At 67.2% G+C, this 20,787-nt stretch carries 17 protein-coding genes and 1 tRNA gene; 8 read left to right on the forward strand and 10 right to left on the reverse strand.

Going from position 1 to position 20,787, the window contains the following annotated elements; all coding sequences use genetic code 11:
• Positions 1 to 352: 352 nt before the first annotated feature.
• Positions 353 to 3,286, reverse strand: coding sequence for an ATP-binding protein (locus LFM09_RS36900; protein ID WP_414101242.1), 2,934 nt, complete (start codon positions 3,284 to 3,286; stop codon positions 353 to 355).
• A 239-nt stretch (positions 3,287 to 3,525) separates the two neighbouring features.
• On the opposite strand from LFM09_RS36900, the gene LFM09_RS36905 reads away from it, so the two are divergent.
• Positions 3,526 to 3,687, forward strand: coding sequence for a hypothetical protein (locus LFM09_RS36905; protein ID WP_414101243.1), 162 nt, complete (start codon positions 3,526 to 3,528; stop codon positions 3,685 to 3,687).
• Between the two features lie 115 nt (positions 3,688 to 3,802).
• Here the strand turns inward: LFM09_RS36905 and LFM09_RS36910 are convergent, their stop codons facing one another.
• The 3 genes from LFM09_RS36910 to LFM09_RS36920 form a co-directional block, all read right to left on the reverse strand.
• Entirely contained in the window at positions 3,803 to 4,714 is a 912-nt protein-coding gene (locus LFM09_RS36910; RefSeq protein WP_414101244.1) for a tyrosine-type recombinase/integrase, read from the reverse strand.
• Between the two features lie 119 nt (positions 4,715 to 4,833).
• Positions 4,834 to 5,313, reverse strand: a complete 480-nt coding sequence (locus LFM09_RS36915) for a hypothetical protein (RefSeq protein ID WP_414101245.1) — start codon at positions 5,311 to 5,313, stop codon at positions 4,834 to 4,836.
• 113 nt (positions 5,314 to 5,426) lie between these two features.
• Positions 5,427 to 5,512 (reverse strand) — tRNA-Leu (locus LFM09_RS36920).
• A gap of 204 nt (positions 5,513 to 5,716) precedes the next feature.
• Here LFM09_RS36920 and LFM09_RS36925 point away from each other — a divergent pair.
• Positions 5,717 to 6,637 (forward strand): squalene cyclase, encoded by a 921-nt coding sequence (locus tag LFM09_RS36925; protein ID WP_414101323.1) that lies wholly within the window; start codon positions 5,717 to 5,719, stop codon positions 6,635 to 6,637.
• Here LFM09_RS36925 and LFM09_RS36930 read toward each other — a convergent pair.
• The 4 genes from LFM09_RS36930 to LFM09_RS36945 are packed head-to-tail and all read right to left on the reverse strand — an operon-like array spanning position 6,634 to position 9,963.
• Positions 6,634 to 7,239: a response regulator gene (locus LFM09_RS36930; protein ID WP_414101246.1), complete on the reverse strand. Its 606-nt coding sequence runs from the start codon at positions 7,237 to 7,239 to the stop codon at positions 6,634 to 6,636. The two genes, LFM09_RS36925 and LFM09_RS36930, sit on opposite strands and share 4 nt — an antisense overlap.
• A complete protein-coding gene (locus LFM09_RS36935; RefSeq protein WP_414101247.1) occupies positions 7,236 to 8,399 on the reverse strand; it encodes a sensor histidine kinase in 1,164 nt (387 codons plus the stop codon). Before LFM09_RS36935 ends, LFM09_RS36930 begins: the two co-directional genes overlap by 4 nt.
• Positions 8,372 to 9,082 carry an ABC transporter permease gene (locus LFM09_RS36940; RefSeq protein ID WP_414101248.1) on the reverse strand — a complete coding sequence of 237 codons (711 nt, stop codon included), beginning with the start codon at positions 9,080 to 9,082 and terminating at the stop codon, positions 8,372 to 8,374. Before LFM09_RS36940 ends, LFM09_RS36935 begins: the two co-directional genes overlap by 28 nt.
• The gene (locus LFM09_RS36945) at positions 9,079 to 9,963 is read right to left on the reverse strand and encodes an ABC transporter ATP-binding protein (RefSeq protein WP_414101249.1); all 885 of its coding nucleotides are present in this window, start codon (positions 9,961 to 9,963) and stop codon (positions 9,079 to 9,081) included. The genes LFM09_RS36940 and LFM09_RS36945 overlap by 4 nt, the downstream gene beginning before the upstream one ends.
• Positions 9,964 to 10,214: 251 nt before the next feature.
• Between LFM09_RS36945 and LFM09_RS36950 the strand changes: the two genes are divergently transcribed.
• Together LFM09_RS36950 and LFM09_RS36955 are read left to right on the forward strand one after the other, a co-directional pair.
• Entirely contained in the window at positions 10,215 to 12,560 is a 2,346-nt protein-coding gene (locus tag LFM09_RS36950) for a helix-turn-helix transcriptional regulator (protein ID WP_414101250.1), read from the forward strand.
• Positions 12,557 to 15,133: a hypothetical protein gene (locus LFM09_RS36955; RefSeq protein WP_414101251.1), complete on the forward strand. Its 2,577-nt coding sequence runs from the start codon at positions 12,557 to 12,559 to the stop codon at positions 15,131 to 15,133. Before LFM09_RS36950 ends, LFM09_RS36955 begins: the two co-directional genes overlap by 4 nt.
• Here the strand turns inward: LFM09_RS36955 and LFM09_RS36960 are convergent.
• Together LFM09_RS36960 and LFM09_RS36965 are read right to left on the reverse strand one after the other, a co-directional pair.
• Entirely contained in the window at positions 15,114 to 16,001 is an 888-nt protein-coding gene (locus LFM09_RS36960) for a LysR family transcriptional regulator (RefSeq protein ID WP_414101252.1), read from the reverse strand. The genes LFM09_RS36955 and LFM09_RS36960 overlap by 20 nt on opposite strands.
• A gap of 15 nt (positions 16,002 to 16,016) precedes the next feature.
• Positions 16,017 to 17,555, reverse strand: a complete 1,539-nt coding sequence (locus LFM09_RS36965; protein WP_414101253.1) for a serine hydrolase — start codon at positions 17,553 to 17,555, stop codon at positions 16,017 to 16,019.
• A gap of 58 nt (positions 17,556 to 17,613) precedes the next feature.
• Here LFM09_RS36965 and LFM09_RS36970 point away from each other — a divergent pair, with 58 nt between their 5' ends.
• The 4 genes from LFM09_RS36970 (at position 17,614) to LFM09_RS36985 (ending at position 20,785) form a co-directional block, all read left to right on the forward strand.
• A complete protein-coding gene (locus LFM09_RS36970) occupies positions 17,614 to 18,177 on the forward strand; it encodes a TetR/AcrR family transcriptional regulator (protein ID WP_414101254.1) in 564 nt (187 codons plus the stop codon).
• The gene (locus tag LFM09_RS36975; RefSeq protein WP_414101255.1) at positions 18,177 to 18,839 is read left to right on the forward strand and encodes a GAP family protein; all 663 of its coding nucleotides are present in this window, start codon (positions 18,177 to 18,179) and stop codon (positions 18,837 to 18,839) included. The genes LFM09_RS36970 and LFM09_RS36975 overlap by 1 nt, the downstream gene beginning before the upstream one ends.
• 113 nt (positions 18,840 to 18,952) lie before the next feature.
• Entirely contained in the window at positions 18,953 to 20,050 is a 1,098-nt protein-coding gene (locus tag LFM09_RS36980) for a PucR family transcriptional regulator (RefSeq protein WP_414101256.1), read from the forward strand.
• 141 nt (positions 20,051 to 20,191) lie between these two features.
• Positions 20,192 to 20,785, forward strand: coding sequence for a DUF6801 domain-containing protein (locus tag LFM09_RS36985; protein WP_414101257.1), 594 nt, complete (start codon positions 20,192 to 20,194; stop codon positions 20,783 to 20,785).
• The last annotated feature ends 2 nt before the right edge of the window (positions 20,786 to 20,787 follow it).

Below are 20,787 nucleotides of genomic sequence, written 5' to 3' on the forward strand. Positions count from 1 at the left end.
GGTTTGCTGCCACGTGACTCCCTCTGCTGTCTCGTGAAACTTACTGGCAGTACTTCCAGCGTGAACGGGATCTGTAAGTTTGTCTGGGTGGCATCGCCCCTCACGCATACGGGTGATCTTCACCGGCACCTACTCACAGGCCATGCAGGTCCAGCTGTCCGGATGTGGGTTGTGACCTGATGATCGAGGTGTGACTGGCGGGTGGACTTCGGAGTTGCAGCACGTAGGCGGTTGCGTTGCTTGCACATGACTCTCGCGATGTTCGTCGTCGGTATTGGTACGTTCGTCTGCGGGGACGAGGCATTCCAGGAGCGCTGCGAAGCGGCGTTCCGTCGCCTTCCACCCATCGACTTCATCGACCGGTGGTTCGGCTGATGTTGGCCGATCGGGACTCCGCGATGGCGCGCAGCGACTGGTCGGTCTGCGAACGCCAGCGCTGTGCCTGTTCCTTGTCGCCGACGGCCTCACAAGCTTTGGCTAGTGATGCGAAGACGAGTGCTCGATCGGCGAACTCGTCGCGGGGGAGCAGGAGTTCTGCGGCCGCGGTGAGACCGATGAGAGCTTGCCTGGCGTTTTTTCGCGCAAGGTGACCACGTCCGATGGCGAAGTGGGCCATTGCTTCTGCGTGCCAGTCATGCTCTTGCTGGAACAGCTTGACAGCACTTGCGAAGGCCTCGTCCGCCTCGTCGAATCGATCGAGGCGGTCAGCGACAGCGCCGAACTGTGTGAGGGCCTGGCCGAAGTCGACCGGATCGCGCTCGGGCGACAGCATCGCCATAGCCGCCTCGACACGCCACAGGGCCTCGTCGATCTTGGGATTCCTCAACTGGATCAACACACGGGAGATGGCCACCTGCGCCAGCGCGGTGCCGCGGTCGTCTGCGAGTGATCGGCAGATCTCCAGGTCCTGTGTGAAGTTGTGGAGGGCCTGGTCGTACTCCTTGAGTTCGTTGTGGACATTTCCGAGGTCGAAGAGAGCGTTGCCCTTGTTCTTGACGTCGTCGAACTCGTCGAAGTACTCGATCGCGAGTGCGATCTGTTCCTTGGCCTCGGCGCACAGACCGAGACCCTTGTAGGTGATCCCGAGGGTGTTGCGGGTGATCGCTTCGCTCCACCGGTTCCCGTTTGCGTGGCAGAAGTCCGCTTCTTCGGTCAGGGGTGGGATCGCTTCTCGGAGCCTGCCGAGGGCGCGAAGTACGTTTCCGATGTTGTATTGCACGGTCCGATAGCCGGTAGTGCCGTCGGAGCGGTCGCACAGGTCCGCCGCGCGCAGGTAGTGGTGGAGAGCTTCGTCGAAGCGGTTCTGCGCGCGGAGCACGTTGCCTCGCATGTTCTCCACGTCGGCGACCACGGACTGTGTGACCGCCGTGGCCGACAGCTCTGTGGCCTGGTCGCAGTAGCCGATCGCGGCCTTGAAATGCCTCAGTGAGCTCGCGGCTTCGGCACGGAGGACCAGCATCTGGGTTTCGATGTCGGTGAGCTTCGCTCGTTCGATTCCGGGATGCTTCATCGCGCGAAGCTCTCCGACTGAATCGAGGCCTAGGACTGCGAGATCGTCCATGGTGAGCCAGGCGTTGCGCATCTTGAGGTACTCGTGGAGCCACTGCACGGTGCCAACTGCGTCGAGGTGCCACTTGAGCTTCCGAGTCGCGATGTAGGTCGCACCCAAGATGTTGTCGAACCGGAGGTCAAGCCACTTCAACCTGGACCTGCGATGAGGAGATTCGAGGGTGACGTCGCACTGCCGCGTGCGGCGGAAGAGATCCCTCACGACCTCCTTCTGTATCTGATCGCAGACCGCACTGCCGTCATCAAGCAGAGCGCGTTCGTTGCTGTACAACCGGATCAGGTCGTGGAAGCCGTAACAACCAGGCGCGGCGGCGACTTCGATGAGGTTGGCCGTGGCAAGCCTTCTCAACATCTTCCTGGCCTTGCGCTGCGTGAGATCGACGACGACCTGCTCGGCAAGTTCGTCGTCGAAGACCTGGCCGGGGATGAGGCTGAGCCGCCGGAACAGCTGTCGATGGCCTGGCTTCAACCTGCGGTAGGACAATGCAAAACTGGCTCGAACGGCACGATCGCCTGCTTCGAGCGTGTCGAGCCGATCGTGCTCGTTGCGCAGCATGAATTCCAAATAGGCCAGACCCCACCCTCCGGAACTGGACGCGAGCGTCCCAGCGATCCGGATCGCCAGCGGCAACTCGCCGCACAGCCGGACGATCGAGGTTGTTGCCTCGACATCTGCCCGAACCCGTGCTTCCCCCGCAATCGAGACCATCAGGGCGATCGCCTCGTCCTGGCTAAACGTGTCGAGACGAAGGTGGTGAGCGCCCTCGAGGCCGAGCAGAGAGGTTCGGCTGGTAACCAGAACGGTGCAACCGGCGGAGCCGGGCAGCAACGGGCGAACCTGTTCCTCGTCGGCGGCATTGTCGAGGACCAGGAGCATTCTCTTGCCATGAAATGCGGTCCGGTACAGGCTGGTCAGGTAATCGTGATCGTCGGGGGCCTTGCCGTGGAACGCGTGCATGGCCTCAAGGAACCGAGACTGGATTACCGACGGGTCCACGGGCTTGCGTGCGGTGCCCTGGAGGTTCGCGTACAGCACGCCGTCGGTGAACTCTTCGCTGAGGGAGCGCGCGTGCCGAACCGCAAGCGATGTCTTGCCGACGCCTGGCTTGCCCGCGATCGCGACAACATGGGAACCAGTCTGGTCGGCTGAGGTGAAGCTGTGTAGTTCCCGCAGGTCGGCCTCTCGCCCAACAAAGTCGACGAGGACGGGTGGAAGCTGTGCGGGGGCGGGAGGTCTGGGCGCTGGGCGCAGCTTGTTGGTGAGCCATCGCCAAACCTGCGGCGTGTCCTCGAGCCACCTCTCCAAGGCCTGCGCGTCAATGGTGACGACCTTGTGCCAAACGCCGTCCTTCTGTTTCTGCGTTCGCCAGTCCTCCATACCTGGCCACCGGTGCATCGTGACGATGACCAGGGTGGTCTCGGCTGGAATGACTCCTTGCGGATCCGCAGACCGAGCCTTGTAGACGGCGTTGGCCTTCTGCCGCGGGTCGTTCTTCGTGCTGAGTTCCCAGCGAGCCTCGCCTTGGGGCACGTGCGCGGAACCTGGGGTCGCGCTGGTCGCACCGTCCCAGCCGTTGAACCGAAGTCCTTCTCGGGTGTCGAACCCGCGAGTTTCGGTGCATTCGGGAGTTTCGCGGAGCAGCCGATACACGAGATCGTGCAGCAAACTCGGTGCGTCGTCGTTCGAGCTGAAGACGTCGAGTTCGTAGGCGTCCACCAGATCTGGCCGCAACGACATGCAGGTGCTCCTCGCGAGACAAGGTGCGGTACAGAATGCCACAAGTACGTCGATGAGAATTCATCGGTGCGGGTCGGCGGGTGATGTCCACGAATTGTCAATGAATTGGTTGATCCACTCGGGTGCCTTGATGTCGGACAGATGCCATCCGCGTAGTGAGGCGCCGCTACGGCGTACATTGAGGGAGCTGCCGCAACCTGTGGTACGGCTGCCGAGGTGTGGGGATCCTGGGCATCGTGCAGGACCGCGTGTCGCGCGACCAGGGCCAGCGCGACCGAGTGGTACGGCACTACCTACAGCTGGTCAGGTACATCGTCGGCCGGTCGGCACCGTCCTGGCAGCCGACGTGGATCGACATAGGTCTTGTCGCGTACTCGTAGGGGGAATGACGTAGCCGACAGGCAGCATTTTCATAACGGGGAGGCCCCAGACTTGAAAGTCCGGGGCCTTGTACTCGTGCATGGCATAAGAAGCGCAGGGTTACGTTCGTGCCGATCACGAGGCTAGTGGATGCGGCTCGCCGGTCAGAGCCGCCAGGGCCGCAGCGACCTCGTTGATGCCGGCGCGTACATAGGTGGTGGTTGTGACGGCGTCGTTCTTGGTCTCGTGTCCTGCGTAAGCCTGTGCGACGGCGAGGCCGAACCTGCGCTCGACAAAGGTGAGCGTGGTGTATCGCAGCCAGTGAGTGGCGACCTGCTGTCGATCGGCCCACGGAATGTACTTGCGGCACCGCTCCCACAGTCCGTCGTATCGCCGTGTGGTGATGGGCTTGCCGTTGAGGTTGCGCAGCACGCGGCTGTCCGGCTCGAGGCACCCGCGCCGCTGCGCGTGATCGAGAAGATGCGCGATGAGTGTCGGCGAGGCTGGTTGCCAGCGGAATACGCCGCCCTTCTCCTGAAGTAGCAACAGGCACTGCTCCTCATCGATATCCCGGAGCCTGAGCTTCAGGGCGGCAGCACGCCGGGCGGCTGTCTCGAGGTGGAACCGCACGATCAGCGCGTCCAGGGCGGGGTCGTTTCCGGTCGAGTTGGCCACGTCCACGAGCTCGTTGATCTGCTTGGCCGGCAGGCCTCGGCGGTTGGAGGGCAGTCGGCGAGGTTTGGCGACCTTGGCGGCTGGGTTGCTCGCGGCGGTGATGTACTCGTCGATGACGGCGAACTTGTAGAGGCAGCGGAAGGCGGCGACCATGTGCTCGCCTGCGCAGTTGCCACCGCGCCCGTTCCTCCGCTGGACGCGGTTCTGCTTGGTGAGTTCGACGAGACCGGCGATCTCGGTCGCCGTGGGCTCGTCCAGGCGGCGTTCGCCCCATCGCTCCTTGATGCGGTTCCAGTACGAGCCGTAGACCCGGAGCGTTCCGGGTGTGACCGCGGCCTCGATAATCGGAATGTAGGCGGCGAAGGTCGGCACGTCTTTGGTCTCGGTTGGCGTTGACGTGAGGTCTTCGACGCTGATGCCGAGGCTTGACAACATCAGCCGTGCGGCAGCGAGCCGATCTGCTGAGGGTGCGACGGCAGGATCTGTGATCGTCATCGAGTAGTCACCTCGGAGAGTGCGCCGAAGTTCGTCTGCGCGAACTCGTCGAGAATTGATGCGTTGGCGAGAACGAGAACTGCGGTTCGAGAAGAGGAGACGAGCAGAAGGCGATGTCCTGGTCCCCAGGACATCCACCGGCGCATCGCCAGCGGAACTTGAATCAGCCCGCGTGACGTGACCTGCTGGGCAGTTCCTCGGCGTTCGCGGACGACGACCGTCGAGTCGCGCAGCACGAAGTCGAGCTCAGTACCCGCAGCCCACCGCAATTCGCGCAGGACCGACCGGCCGCTGACACGGCCATGATCGTCGATCCGGGCGAACTCGAATGAGAGCGAGGAAGTCGGTGGCGCGGTGCTTGCGAGATCACCGACGAACACTGGCTGGACTCCACCGGCCGCCGCACTGTCGCGGTCGAGTGAAGGCGGAGCCGCGATCGCGGCGAGGTCGAGCGTGCGGATGATCGGCTCAGACACAGGCCTCACCTCGCCCTGCGAGAGAGGTGTCCGAGCACGCCAAAAGCAGGGATCCATTTTCCTGGAACCCTGCTTCGACTGTGTTGCTGATACGGGGGAAACTTCCCCGCTGCTGGTGTCCGAGGGGGGACTTGAACCCCCACCCCCTTTCGGGGACTAGCACCTCAAGCTAGCGCGTCTGCCATTCCGCCACCCGGACGTATTTAGTTCTCCCGCGGCTCGCGCCGTGGTGTGTGCATAGATTACATGATCGTAGCCGGAGGCCAAAATCGGGTCCCGGTGCTGAGGTCTGTGCTGGTGGTGGGCGTGATCATGCAGGTCAGGGCGTGGTGATCGTGGTCGCGGGGCTTCTGGCCGGTGGCGGGTTGGAAGCGGGGCTAGGGTCGCGGCTGTGAGTGAGCTCATGGGGTGGTTGCTCGACTCCGATCCGGCTCTGCGGTGGCAGGTTGAGCGGGACCTGGTGGGGGCGCCGGTGGAGGTTTGGGAGGCGTCGCGGCGGCGGGTTGCTGTGGAGGGGTTCGGGGCTCGGCTGTTGGGGGAGCAGGGGGCTGAGGGGATGTGGGCTGGTGGGGCCTTCTTTCCGGCTGGGTACGACGGGAAGGAGGAGGGGCAGCCGTGGACCGCTACGACGTGGTCGTTGTGTTCGTTGCGGGAGTGGGGGCTGGATGCGGAGGTGCTCAGGCGGAGGCGGACGGTGGAGCTTCTGCGGGAGCACTGTCGGTGGGAGTACCAGGAGCTGCCCTATTGGGGTGGTGAGGTCGACTGCTGTATCAACTCGTGGACGTTGGCCAACGGGGTGTGGCTGGGGGCTGACGTTGGGCGGATCGCGGAGTGGTTTGTCGAGCATCGGCTTGGGGATGGTGGGTGGAATTGTGAGTGGGTTGAGGGGTCTGAGAGGTCGTCGTTTCATTCGACGCTCAACTCGTTGAAAGGGCTGCTGGCTTACGAGCAGGCCGGTGGGGGAATGGAAAGCGTCAAAGCGGCGCGGTTAGCTGGCGAGGAATATCTGCTCGAACGGCACCTGTACAGGCGGTTGTCCACCGGGGAGCCTGTGGGGGAGTGGGTGAGCACGTTCAGGTCGCCGGCGCGGTGGGGGTACAGCGTGCTCAACGCTGCAGAGTACTTCCGGGAGAGCGGGAGGAAGGATCCGCGGATGCATGAGGCGATCGAGATGATTCGGAACGCGCGGCAGGCGGATGGGACCTGGTTGCAGGGCGGGCGGCATCCGGGGCGGGTTTGGTTCGAGGTCGACGTCAGCGCGGGGGAGCCGTCCAAGTGGTTGACGTTGCAGGGGATGCGGGTTCTGCGGTGGTGGGACAGTTAGATCCAGCCGCGGGCTCTGGCGAAGCGGGCTGCCTCGTGGCGGTTTGAGGCACCGGTTTTGCCTACGGCGGAAGACAAGTAGTTGCGGACTGTGCCTGGGGACAGGGAGGCGCGGCGGGCTATTTCGTCGATCGGGGCGCCTTCCAGGGCTAGTTCCAGGACGTCTGCTTCTCGTGGGGTCAGGGGGCTGTCGCCTGCGCTGATGGCTTCGGCGGCCAAGGCCGGGTCCACGTAGCGGCCGCCTGAGTGGACGGTTCGGACGACGGTGGCCAGGACGTCGGAGGAGACCGTTTTTGGCAGGAAGCCTCGGACTCCGGCTGCCAGAGCTCGTTTCAGGTGGCCTGGGCGGCCGTGGCTGGTGACGATCATGGTTGAGCACGAAGGAAGCTCGAGAGCCAGGGCTTGGGCTACGGAGACGCCGTCCAGGTCTGGCATTTGCAGGTCGATCACGGCCACGTCGGGGCGGACCACGCGGGCGGTGGCCAGGGCTTCGGCGCCGGTTGCCGCTTGGGCCACCACCGAGAGGTCGTCTTCCAGCGACAGCAAGGCTGCCATTGCGCCTCGGATCAGGTGTTCGTCGTCGGCCAGCAGGATGCGGATCACGGGAGCTCCACGGTCAGCACGAAACGGTTCGGGGGCTCGCACACCGCGGTGACGGAGCCGCCCAGGGCGGCGATGCGTTCGTGCAGGCCGGTCAGGCCGCTGCCGAAGCGGAAGGCGGACAAGGAGACGCCGTCGTTGGACATCGTGAGAACCTTGCCGCGCAACGTGATCGTGCACGTGTGAGCCTCGCTGTGGCGCAGCACGTTGGTCACGCCCTCGCGGACCGCCCAGCCGAGGGCGCCAGCCGGCTCGCCGGAGATGTCCACCTCGCCGATCACGCGGCAGTCGATTCCTGCTGAGGCCAGCAACGAGCGGGCGCCGCCCAGTTCTACGGAGAGGTCGGCGGTGCGGTAGCCGGAGACGACTGCCCGGAGCTCGTCGAGGGATTCCTGGGCTATGCGGCGGACTTCCAGCATTTCGTCGATGGCGGTGGGGCGGCCGCGGCGTGCCAGTTGGGCGGCCAGGTCGGCTTTCAGGGCCACGACTGAGAGGTTGCGGCCCACCACGTCGTGCAGGTCGCGGGCGAAGCGGAGGCGTTCCTCGGCCACGGCCAGGTTCGCGCGGACCTCGCGGGAGCGGTCCAGTTCCCAGACCAGGCCCAGCATCCACAACGTCGTGCGGAACGCGAAGGCGACCAGCAGCAGCATCAGCATGGTGAAGATCGCGCGGCCCAGGTCGGCGGTGAGCAGAACGAAGACACTGCCGGCCAGGGATGCCAGGACGATCGTGCGCGGGCGGACCATCGCGGACAGGGTGGTGACCGTCAGGATCAGGAAGATCAACGCGACGCCGTCGGCTGGGCCGTCGGGTTTGCCCGGGGTGGTGTGGGTGAAGAAGAGTTCGCTGGCGGTCAGCACTGCGGCGGTGAACGCCAGGAAGATCACCGTGAGGCGGCGCGGGAACGGGGCCTTGCCCAGGTGGTGCTCGATGCCCAGGTGGACCAGTGGCACGCTCAGCGCGATGTGGATCAGCAGCGCAGCTCCCACGGCGATGACGGCGGTCGGCCGCACGTCCCGCGCCATTCCCAGGAGCAGCAGCGGTGGCAGCACCAGGTAGCCGACGTAGAACGTGACGCGGACGAAGACGTCGAACCGCGCCGCGTTGCCACGGGACCGCCACCAGCCGAGCAAGCTCACCTCCGAGGATCCCAGCGGAACCACCGGCGTACAGCGTAGATCCCCAGCGCGATCCACACCGTCAGGACGATCAACGGGCGCAGCACCGGACCGTCGGCCCAGCCGGCTCGCACCAGGTCGAGCACCGGCGTCAGCGGCAGCAGTCGCAGCACGGAAGCGACACCCTCGGGCACTGCGGACAGCGGGAAGAACAGCCCTGACCCGAGCAGGCACGCCACCAGGATCGGCAGCGACGTCACCTGTGCCATCTCGACCGTGCGCGTGAACGCCGAGGACGCCGCCGCCAGCAGCGCGAACACCAGAACGCCACCAGCCACGCCCACGAGCAGGAACCAAGGCCGCGACGGCAGAGCGGCCTCGGTCCACACACCGACGATCACCGCGAACAACGCCATCTGCCCCAAAGCGACCACAACGGACGGCAAGGACGCGCCGAACAGGATCTCCGGATCCGTGAGCTCACCAACGCGAAGACGTTTCAGGACAAGCTCTTCGCGCCGTGCCACAAAGGTCGTGACGAGGTTGTAGTACACCGCCATCAGCAGCACGAACCCGACCAGGCCGACGATCAGCGACACCCCGTCCGCGTCCGCCGCCGCCATCAGTGCCGGCGTGATCAGCAACGGCATCACGATCGAGTTGAACAGCGCCGTCCGGTTGCGCCAGAACAACCTCAGCTCAGCCTGCCCCACCGCCACGGCCCTCATGCCGCCTCCTCCGCGATCGCCAGGAACGCCTCCTCCAGGGACGCCGACCGAGCGTCCAAACCGGACAGTTCCACCGAATTGACATGAGCCCACGCAAGAAGCTCGTGCAACGTCTCCTGCAGGTTGTTGGTCCGCACGGTTACTCGCCCGCCGGCGTCGACATCCGCGACCACCGGCAGCGAAACACCGACCGGCGGCACGAACGAAACGCGAGCCGGGTACGCGTCCACCACCTCGGAAACCGTTCCCTGCGCGACGATCCGGCCCTTGTGCATGATCGCCAGGCGGTCGGCCAACGCCTGTGCCTCCTCCAGGTAGTGCGTCGTCAGCAGCACGGTCACGCCCTCGCGCAACAGCCCCCGAATCAGCTCCCACGTGTTGCGCCGGCTCTCCGGATCGAGCCCGGTCGTCGGCTCGTCGAGGAACAACACCTCGGGCCGCCCCAGCAACGCCAACGCCAGATCCAGCCGCCGCCGCTCGCCACCGGACAGCTGCTTCACCCGCACATCAGTCCGATGCGTCAGGTCAACAAGAGATAACGCTTCATCAACAGGGCGCGGAGAAGTCAACGTCCCCGCCCACATCTTTGTGGCCTCGGTCACAGTGAGGTCGGGTGGGAAACCGCCTTCCTGCAGCATCACGCCGACACGAGGCCGAACGAGAGAGCGCTCCCGAAACGGATCGTGCCCCAGCACTGAAACGGTTCCGGCCGCAGGACGTGAGAGCCCTTCCACAACCTCCACCGTCGAGGTCTTGCCCGCACCGTTCGTGCCGAGCAAAGCGAACATCTCGCCCCGCTCCACATCAAATGAGACGCCCCGCACAGCTTCGAAACCCCCGCTGTACCGGCGGGTCAGCCCCCGCACCTCGATCGCTGTCATAAGCCCACGATCTCGGGAAACACGTCCCAACGGCAGTGCCGCCACACACCAGAAAGCCATGACAGATGTCATGCGGGCTATCTGAGGGGTTTCCCCGCGTCCACACGAGACGGTCGCGCTCTCACCTAATCTCGTCCCAGTGGCCGACCCGGTCCAGCTTCGCCGCCGCCCGTGCCGGGCGCGGCCACCTCCGGGGTCCGGCGGGCGGCAGGGGTCCGCCGGGCCCCGTCCACAGCGAGGGGAGTCGTCACGTGCAGGAAGAGCTGCGCGGACGCCACGGGGAGCTCGCCGCACTGCGAGCCGCGTTCGAGGCCTCCGCCTCACGCGGGCGTCTCGCTGTCGTGCGCGGTGAGCCGGGGAGCGGACGTACCGAACTTTTGCGACAAGCCGCCGTGATGTGGCGGGCCGAGGGCGTGACCGTTGTCAGCCACCGGCCGAGATCACGGGCCGTCGTGCTGATCGACGACGCGGACGCGCTGCCGGAGCCGGTCCTCACCGCGACCGCCATGAGAATGCCCGGTTGCCTCGTCGTCGCCGTCTGCGCGGACCACGCCGAGCTGACCGAGGTCGCCGACGTCGTCATCGACCTGCCAACGTTGTCACACGACGTCGTCACGCAGCTGATCACCGAACGCGACCCGCTCGACGTGAGCGTCGTCGAAGCACTGAGAACAGCCCTGGGGCCGCTGTACGGCAACCCCGGCACGGTCTTCGCGACCCTCGACCAGGTCAACCTGACCCGCGTCGGCGACCAGGTCTTCCTCGCCGGCGACAGGATCAGCCTGCCCGAGAACCACCCGCTGCTCGAACACGTCCACGGCCTCGCCCACCGCGTCGCGCTGCTGTGCGTTGTGCGCCAGGGCATCGAGGTCAGCGATCTCAAGCTGTTGAAGGAGGACCTGACCGAATGCGGCCGCGCGCTGGACGAGCTCGTCGAGCGGGGTGTGCTCACGCCGGACCTCAAGGTGCTCTGTCCGGCCCTGGCCAACGCGATCATCGACCGGAGCGGCCAGGACGAGGTGCGCAGGATGCACGTCGCGCTGGCCGTCGACACCGCGGACCCGGAGCTGGTCGCGCTGGCCGGCCCGGACCTGCCGGACGCGCCGCGGAGGGCTCGCTGGTTGGCCGAGCGCGCGGTCGAGATCGAGGCCACCGATCCGGAACGGGCTGGTCGCTGGCTCGCTGCCGCCGTGCGGATGACCGCTGTGCAAGACCGCCCGTGTGGCCGCCTCTTCTTCGTCACGATCGCAACGCTCGTGCGCACTGGTCAGGACGACCTGATGCGCACCCTGCTCGACGAACGCACCAGCGAGGACTCCAGCACTGATGCCGCCGCGATGCTGTTGCTGCTCAACGGCGAAGAGTCGCACCAGAAAGGCGGCCCGGCGACCGCACTCGCACGGTGGTGGCTGGGCGAACAGCCCGACTGGACGCCACTGCCGATGAACACGCACGACGACGAAGCCATCATCACGAATGCCGAGCTGAACGCGATCTACCACGCGTTGCGCTTCGACGCCCAGGCTTGCCGCACGGCGATCAGGTTCGTCCGCGACGAACAGTCGCGGGAACGCTTCGACGAACTGACCGAAGCCGGCACGGCAGGTGACGTCGCAACGGTCCTGGAACTCGTGCTCGGCCCGCGTTACCGCACCCCGGACCACGGCCCGTTGAAGCTCTTCCAACGGGTGGTGCAGGAGTACGCCAGCGCTGACTGGACCAAGGCACTGCAAGCGGTCCGGCAGCTCGAACTCACCAAACGCCCGACGCCGGCCCACCACCACGGCCGCGTGTTCGCCGGTGCGATCCACTCCGCGCGCGGCGAACACCGGCAGGCGTTCAGGTGGCTCGCAAAGGTCAGCCGTGCCACGAGGTACGCCCCGATGCGCGCCATGGTCGAATGCGGCTTGCTGCACCGCGCGGGTGACTCTCAGGACGCGGTCAACCTCGCGTGGCGCACGCTGCGCCGCGCGAAGCAGGCCGGCGTGCGGCCCGGTGTCGGCCGGCTGATGCTGCAGGCACTCCAGATCGCCCTGCGCAACAACGACATGGCGATCGCGCGCACGTTGATGACCGAGATCACCGAACTGCACCGGCAGGACGACTGCCGCTGCACGCTGCAGATCCTGTTGCTGGCCAAGGGTTTGCTCTACCGCGACCCGGCCGAGGCAGCTCGCGGCGCGGAGGTCGTGCGCAAACGCGGCCACCGCCCGGACCTGCTGTGGGCGTGCAACATCCTCGCCCAGTTCTGCGACGACCCGCGCCCGATCGTGCGGGAGCTGCACGCCATCGCGAAGGAGGGCGGATCGTCGTTCCTGTTGCCCGCCAGGGTTTCCGCGCTGATGCGGCGGTTCGGGGTCGCCGCGCCGCGCACCACCGCGGCTCCGAGCGAGCTCACCGGGACCGAGCTGCGCATCGTGGAACTCGTGCGCGCCGGGCAGACGAACCGCCAGATCGCCACAGAGCTCGAGGTCAGCGAGAAGGCCGTCGAGCACCACCTCACCCGCCTGTTCCTGCGCACCGGCGTCCGGTCGCGCGTCGAACTGGCGGCCGCGAGCCTCGCAGGCAGGCTCGACGACCGGGGAGTCGCCGGATGACCGGAACCTTGAGCCACAACGAGACCACCGCGTCGAACCTGGTCGCCAGGGACGACGCCCACACGAGCGTGGTGTGGCCGCTGCTGTCGGGGACCACGCGGCTGGTGCTCGTCACCGGGCCCGCGGGCATCGGCCGCACCGCTCTCCTCAACGAGGTCCGGGACACGCTCGAACATCAGCGTGTGCGCACAGCAGACGTGCCACTGCTGCGCGCCGACCGCAACCGCCCCCAGGCTGTGGTCGCCCGTGTGCGTGAGGAGATGGCCCGGTGGTCACGGCCACCAGTGCTCTTTCTCGACGATCTGCACCGCCTCGGCCACGACGTCCTGCGCGCGCTGCTCGACGCCCTCCCGCAGTTGGCCACCTGTGTCGTCGGTAGCTACCGCACGCCCGTGAAGCTCGAACACACCGATCTGGCTGATGCACTGCGCACGAGCATGCTCACCGAGATCGTGCCGTTGGCGCCGCTGAACCGGTCCGAGGTCAGCCTGATGTTCACCGGTCTGCTCAACGTCTCCGGGGACCCCGAGCTCGTGCGCACGCTGCACCACGACAGCCGCGGGGTCCCAGGCCTGGTCGATCTGGCGGTCGACGGGTACCTGCGCGGCGGGGCGCTGCGGATCATCGACCGCACCGCCTACCTGGTGGACGAGCCGCGCGGCACTGCCCATCGTCATCCGGCGGTGGAACGGATCCGGCTGCTCGGCGAGGCCGCGTGGCAGACCGCGAAGGCGATGGCGATCCTGCACCCGCTCGGACCGGCCGCCGAGGAACTGCTCGGCGACACCCGCGCGTTGCCGGAGCTCGAAGCCGAGGGTCTGATGGTTCGGCACGACGGGTGGCGGTTCCGCGCGCCGGTGCTGGCCAACGCTCTCGCGGCGAGCCTCGGTCCGTACGAACGACACGACCTCGGATGGCGCGCGGTGAGTGCGATCTGGGAGGGCCGTGCCTGGTGTGCGAACCCCGGCTACCTGCCGGACCGGCTGATCGACGCGGGCGGGTTCGCCGACGGCAAGCGCGCCGCCACCCAGCTGCTCGCCGCGGGCAAGGCCGCCGTGGTGCACGACCCGAGCGCACGGCGTTGGCTGCGCGCCGCCGCAGATCGCGCCACCGATGACGCGCAACGGGCCGAAGCGCTCTTCATGCACGCCGTGGCGTGCGCGTTCCACAACGACTTCACGACGGCGATGGCCAGCGTCGACGCCGCGCTCGAACACCCGGACGACTTCACCGCGGACCAGCTGCAGGAGCTGTACCTGATCCGGCTGGTGGGCATGTGCGCGGCGGGGGACAGGGCCGCGCTGCGCAAGGTCGCCGACGGCAGCTGGCGTTCGTTGCCCGGTGGCACTTCAGCGCGATTCATCGGCCGTGCGGTGGCGATGTGCTACACGGACCGTTGGGACGAGGCCGCGACGTTGCTGTCCAGCACCCGTGGCATGTGGCGGCTGGGCAACGCCGCGACGGTGACGTTCGGCGAGCTGTTCGGCATGAGCGCGGCGTTGATGTCCGGGCGCATGGCCGAGTTCGAACGGGTCGTCAGCGATCCCGGTCTGTGCCCGCTCTACGCCGTCGAACGGCATCGGCCGGCGCTCCAGTCGGCGATGGCGCGATGCCTGCTGCTGGCCGGTGAGGCGAACCGCGCCGCACGGTTGCTCCCCAAGCCGACGGAGGCAGCCGACCTCGCGCTCTTGCACGTCGCCGACGGACATTGGGACGACGCGCTGGGACACGCGCGGAAGGCGCTGGTCACTGGGTCGACGCTCGGTCAGGTCGCGGCGCACACGGCGTTGGCGCGCGACCTCGCCACGATGCTCGTCACACGGGCGAAGCTGACCCGTGCGCGCGAGGTGATCGCCGACGCGCGCGCAGGCCAGAACGTGCTGCCACACGTGCTGGACGTGCCGGAATCAGATCTCGAACTGGTGCTCGGTGTGCGGGACAAGTCCCGTCGTGTGCTGCAACGCGGGCTGGCGTTCGCCGCACAGCACGCGATCGTGATCGCCACCGACGAGCTGGAGCTGCGGCTCGCGGTGATGTCGCTGGAGGACGGTGACCGCGAGGACGCCGAGTTCCGGGTGGAACGGCTGGCCGACATCGCCGAGACGATGGACACCGGCCGCGCACACCGCAACCACCTGCTCGCGCGTGCCGTGACGTGGCACGACCTGGCGGCGGCTCAAGAGGTGCAGCGACTGGTTGTCGAACGCGACCAGCCCTACGAGATCGCGATGACGCAGACCGCGTTGGCGACGCACGGGTTCGCGACTCCGCACATGCTGCGCGAGGCCTACGAACTGTTCGGCACCCTCGACGCGTTGCTGCCTCGCGCGCTGCTGCGGCACCTCATGCGCGAGCACGGCGTCGCAGTTCCTGGCCGTGCGGCGACAACGGCCGAACAGGAACGGCTGCTCGCCTCTCTCGTGGCGGAAGGTCTGACGAACCGCGAGTTGGCGGGTGTCCTGCGTACGACCGAGAAGAGCGTGGAAGCGAAGCTGACCCGCCTGTTCCAACGCACCGGTTACCGGTCACGGGTAGAACTGGCGACGGCGATGCTCACGGGTGACTACCACTGACGAGCGCGTCCACCACCACGGACGCCGGCTCGGACAGGTTCAGCCATGCCACGACGATCCGGCGCCTCTCTCGTGAACCGCCTCGCACGTGAAGCACCCGCACGCCGTGAGGAACGGACGACGCAAGAGACTCCGGCAACGTCGTGATGCCCGCCCCGGACGCGACGAGCTGAAGCTTCGCCATCCAGTCGCGGGCCATGTGCGCGACCGTCTGCCGTTCGTCCAGGCCCGGCCACACGCCGAGGCCAGGCGGCGGGCTCGCGATCCACGCCCACCCGCGCAGATCCGCGACGTCCACGGAGTCCTTGTGCGCCAACGGATGCGTCGACGGCACGGCCAGCAGCAGCTCACGTTCGTCGAGCACCTTGGTGCGCAGCGCGGGCGTCTCGTCGTCCAATGGCTGCGGCGGCTGCGTCTCCAGTACGGCGAGATCGACGGTCCGCGCCCGTAGTGCCCGCACGAGAGAGGCGGTGGTGCCCTCGCGCGTGGTCACCGTCAACGCCGGATGGCTGCGCCTCAACGCAGCCAACGCACTCGGGACCAACGCGCCGCCCGCGCTCGTGAACCACCCGAGCCGCACGGTGCCCGCGGTCGCCGGCAACCCGGACAGCTCCCGGCTCGCGGCGTCGAGTTGGGCGAGCACCAGACCCGCGTGCCGCAGCAGCACATGCCCGGTATCGGTCAGTTGGACGCCATCGCGCTGACGATCGAGCAACGGCGCCCGCACGACCCGTTCGAGCGCGGCGATCTGCCGGGACACCGCGGCCTGCGGATAGCCCAGGGCCTCGGCGGCCGAGCTCAGCGTGCCTCGCTCGGCCACCTCCTGGAACACCCGCAGGGCCACCAGCGGAACCGCCGTCAGATCCATGCACTCATCTAAGCGTCAGCCGTTCAAGAACCGAGCGAGCGGCCACACCCCGTCCGACGTGTTCCCGATGACCGTGCGGGTCGTCCCCGTCTCCGGGTCGTGCGTGGTCTTGAACGACACCCCGGCGTCCCAGCCGACCAGCTGCACCTGGCTGGTCGAGCCGTGCAGCCAGAAGCCGAGGCCGTAGCGCAGCTTGTCCTCGGGGATCTCGCTGTGCGGCTTCACCATCTCGGCGACCCACTTCTCGGACACGATCCGCCCGGCGAAGAAGGCCTTCCAGAACGCGTTGACGTCGGCCGCCGTGGTGTAGATGCCGCCATCGCCACCACCGCGGATGGGCAGGTGGAACACGTTGGTGCGCCACTCTCCGTCGATCGGCAGATACCCGATGGCCGTGCGCTCGCCGAGGGAGTCGGACCGGAGGAACTCGGTGTCGGCGAGACCGGCCGGCTCGCAGACCTGCTGCCGCACCAGATCGTGGTAAGGCACGCCGCTCGCCCGTTCCGCGATCAGGGACAGCACGACGTAGCCGCCGTTGTTGTAGGCGAACTCGGTGCCGGGCGGGAACTTCTGCGGGAACCCGTCGAGGATCGCCACGTACTGCTCGATGTCGCGCAGGTTCTGCACGGGCACCGGCAGGATGTAGTCGTTGATGTCGGTGATGTTCTCTTCGTCGAAGTAGTCGCCGATGCCGGACCGGTGCGCCAGCAGCTGCCCGACGGTGACCTCGTCGTCGATCAACGGGAGGTCGTCTTCGAGGATCTCGCGTGCTTTCGTGTCGAGGCTCAGCGTGCCCTGCTCGATCAGGCTGACGACGGCCAGCGCCGTGAAAGCCTTGCAGCCGCTGGCGATCGCGAAGCGGGTGTCCACCGTGTTCGGGATCTTGTAGCCGCGGTGCGCCATGCCCCACGCCTTCTCGAACACCTCCCGGCCGTCGTCGACCCGGACCACGCCCGAGAAGTCGTGCGTGCGGGCGAGGTCGTCCAGCTCTTGTTCCATGCCGGCAACGGTGACACCACGTGGGCCGTGATCGCTCGTCATTTTCCGGTGAACGGGTTGCTGGTCCTGGGTCATCCGGACGTGGGCGCGGATGCGGTCGCGGTCCTCGGGGAAGGAGCTTTCCCACGTGTCGTTCAGGTCGAACCACTTCGGCGGCTGGCCGGCCTCGCCGCTGAGCGGCACGTCCCGGCTTACGACGGCGCCGTAGGACAGGCTCAGCGTCGGCGCCCAGTCGGCGCGGAAGGAACGGACCGCCACCGCGGCGGGCACCGGCAGCAGGTCGGCCGTCACCCCTGTCTCCTCGGCGAGTTCACGGGCGGCGGCCGCTCGCGGTGTCTCGCCCGGATCGACCGTGCCGCCGGGCGGTACCCATCCGCGCCAGCGGTGCCTCACGAGCAGGACGTGGGTGCGGGCCGGGTCGGTCACCCACACCTCTGCCGCGAGCGGGACGGCCAACGGCTGATGGTCGCGCAGCCACGCCAGAGCGTCGTCGAACTCCACGGCGGCAAGGTGAGCATCGGCGATCGCTGCCGCCACGGTGAACTTGTCGATCACGTCACACAGCCTAGGGCCGACTTGCGGTTCGTTAGATTAAGATCGTAATCTCACGGTCGTGCCAAAACACGCGGATCCCGTCGAACGCCGCCGGCAGGTGGTCGAGGCCCTCTACCGGGTCGTCGACGCCGAGGGGCTCGACGCGGCGAGCCTGCCCAGGATCGCCAGGGAGCTGAACGCCACCACGGGCTTGCTGCAGAAGTACTTCCACAGCAAGGACGAGCTGCTGCTGTTCGCGCAGGACCAGCTCGTCGAGGAGCTCACCGAGAGCGTGCAGGCGGTCCTGAACCAGGAGGGGAGCCTGCAGGACCGCCTGCACAAGGCGTTGTGCGCCATCGCGCTGATCGACAACGCGGCGCGCGCACGGGTGTGGTTGGCGTTCGCGGCGCGTGCGGCGGCGAATCCCGTGTTGCTCAAACGGCATGTGGAAGGTGCACGGGAGATCAGGGAGCTGTGCCGGCAGGTGTTGGAGGCGGCGGGGCTCGACGGGCAGAACGCCGTCGGGCTCGCCGCCCTGGTCGACGGGGTGACGGCGCAGCGGGCGCTGGAACCGCAAGTGATGACGGCGGAGGTGGCGGACAAGGTGATCGCCGACCACCTCGCGCGAATCTGGGGGGACTAATGACACTGGGGCTGGTGGCGGCGCTGGCGGGGCTCGCGTTGCTCGACTCGACGAGCATCGGCACGTTGTTCATCCCGATCTGGCTCATGCTCACGCCGGGTCGACTGCGCGTGCAGCGCTTCGGCGTCTACCTCGGCACGATCACGGTGTTCTACTTCGCGGTCGGCGTCGCGATCGTGCTCGGCGCCTCGCAGGTGATCGACCACCTCGACGGCAAGGTCGCGCTCTGGGTCCAGCTGGTGATCGGTGTGTTCCTGTTCGTGATCAGCTTCCGGTTCGACGGCAAGAAGAAGCCGGACACCGGCAAGTGGCAGCAGCGGCTCAACACCTCGACCGCGGGCCTCGCGGGCATCGCGCTCCTCGCGGGGGTCGTGGAGCTCGCGACGATGCTGCCGTACCTGGGGGCGATCGGCATGATGAGCGCCGCGGACCTCAGGCCGGCGCAGATCGGGTTGCTGCTGGCCGGGTACTGCCTGGTCATGATCGTGCCGGCGGTGCTGCTGCTCGGTGGGCGGATCGCCCTGAAGAGCAGGATCGAGCCGTTCCTCAACCGGATCAGCGCGTGGTTCGCGGAGAAGGGGGCGAGCACGACGGGCTGGATTCTCGGGATCGCGGGGTTTCTGGTGGCGCGGGACGCGGTCGCGAGGCTGTTCTTCCTGTAGTGCGTCCGGTTGGCTGAACGACCGCGTTTCGTTTTCCTCCTACACTCGCGAGGATGACTCAGCTGGACGATCCACGCCGATCGGTCCCGCGGGAGCTGGCACCCTTGCTCCGAATGGAAGTCAAACCCGTTTCGGTCAGCATTTTCGACGCGATCGAGAAATCGATTCCGGAATACAGCCAGTTCAGGGACAACGTAGTCGATGGCATTCGACAGGCGTTGGTGAAGTTCGTCGACATGATCGCGGAGCCGGATGGCGAACGGGATCCGCACGACGACATCCACCGCAAGCTCGGTGCGTGGGAGTTCAAGTCGGGCCGGAGCCTGGACAGCCTGCAGGCGGCGTACCGGATCGGTGCGCGGATCGCGTGGCGGCACGTGTGCGGGTTCGCTGAGCAACGGGAGCTGTCGCTGCACCTGATGTCGGTGCTGGGTGAGGCGATGATCGCCCACGTCGACGAGCTCGTCAGCCTGTCGGTCGAGGGATACGCGGCTGCCCAGGCGAGTGCGGCGGGCACGTTGGAACGCAAGCGGCGCAAGCTGATGGAGCTGCTGGTCGGTGATCCGGCGAGCAACTGGCAGGCGGTCCTGGAGGCGGCGGAGGCGGCGCAGTGGCCCATGCCTGATCGCCTCGCAGCGGTTGCTCTTGAGCCGTCCGCCGCGCCTGCTGACGACCTGCCGCCGGACGTGCTGGTCAACTTCGAGGACGCCACGCCGTACCTGCTGGTGCCGAGTCCCACGAAGGTGAAGCTCTGGGTTCGGCAGGCGTTGCCGGGGTGGCGTGCGGCGGTAGGGCTGCCGGTGGCTCCCGCGAACGCGCGCAGGTCGTTGGCCTGCGCACGCCGGGTGCTCGCCCTGAAGCGCGAGAAGGTGCTGCCGGACCGGCCGGTGCTCGACGCGGCGGACCACCTGGTCGAGCTGACCGTGCTGGCGGACGAGTTCCTGGCCCGGCAGCTGGCCGAACGGGCGCTGGCGCCGCTGGACCCGTTGACCGAACGGCAGCGCACGAAGCTCGCCGAGACGTTGCTCGTGTGGCTGTCGGCGCGCGGTGGTGCGCCCGAGGTGGCCGCGCGGCTGCAGGTGCATCCGCAGACCGTGCGCTACCGCGTGAACCAGTTGGACGAACTCTTCGGCGACCGAATGCACGACGCCGAAGAGCGGTTCAAGCTGGAGCTGGCCTTGCGCTCACACTATTTGTTGCAGCGCGACTGACAAAACACGAAAAGCCATTTCGTACGCAGGTGACAAAAGTGCGATTTCTCTTGCCTCGAGGAATCCGGTCTCGCTACTTTACCGGCGAGTAAAGCAACGCCTTCTTGCAGTTCAATGTCGTACTCCTGGAGGTCCCTGCACATGAAGACCGGACTATTCGCGCGTGCCGCCGCCGTCGTTCTGGTTGCCGGAGCGCTGAGCGTGGCGACGGCCGGCACGAGCTCGGCCGCGACCGCCGAGCTGAGCATCACCTACTCCTGCCAGTTCTCCGTCGCCGGCACCCACGACGCGCCCACCACGGTCACCTCGTCGGACCTGCCGGACTCCGCTGCCGTCGGGGTGCCGACCGCGCCGGCCGCGACCTCGGCGACCAGCACCGTGAGCGACGACGTGCGGAACACCCTGTGGTGGATCGGCGGCCGCTCGGTCGACGGCACGATGACCACGAACATCACGGTGGACAACGCGGGCGCCGTGCAGACCCTGACGTCGACGTCGACCATCCCGAACACCCCGGTTCCCTCCTCGGGCACCTTCCAGGTGGTCGCCACCGGCACGCTCCCGGCGCTGACGCTCGCCAACGCCGGCACGACCACGATCTCCCTCGGCGACGCGAACCTCGCGTTGACGCCGCGCTACGCCAACGGTGAGCCGACGTGGATCGGCGTCGTCCAGGTCCCGTGCACGGTCAAGGCGGGCCAGGTCACCAAGTTCTACGAGTTCCAGGTCGCGTGACG

Source organism: Lentzea alba (assembly GCF_047445655.1).
GTDB classification, from domain to species: Bacteria; Actinomycetota; Actinomycetes; order Mycobacteriales; family Pseudonocardiaceae; genus Lentzea; species Lentzea alba_A.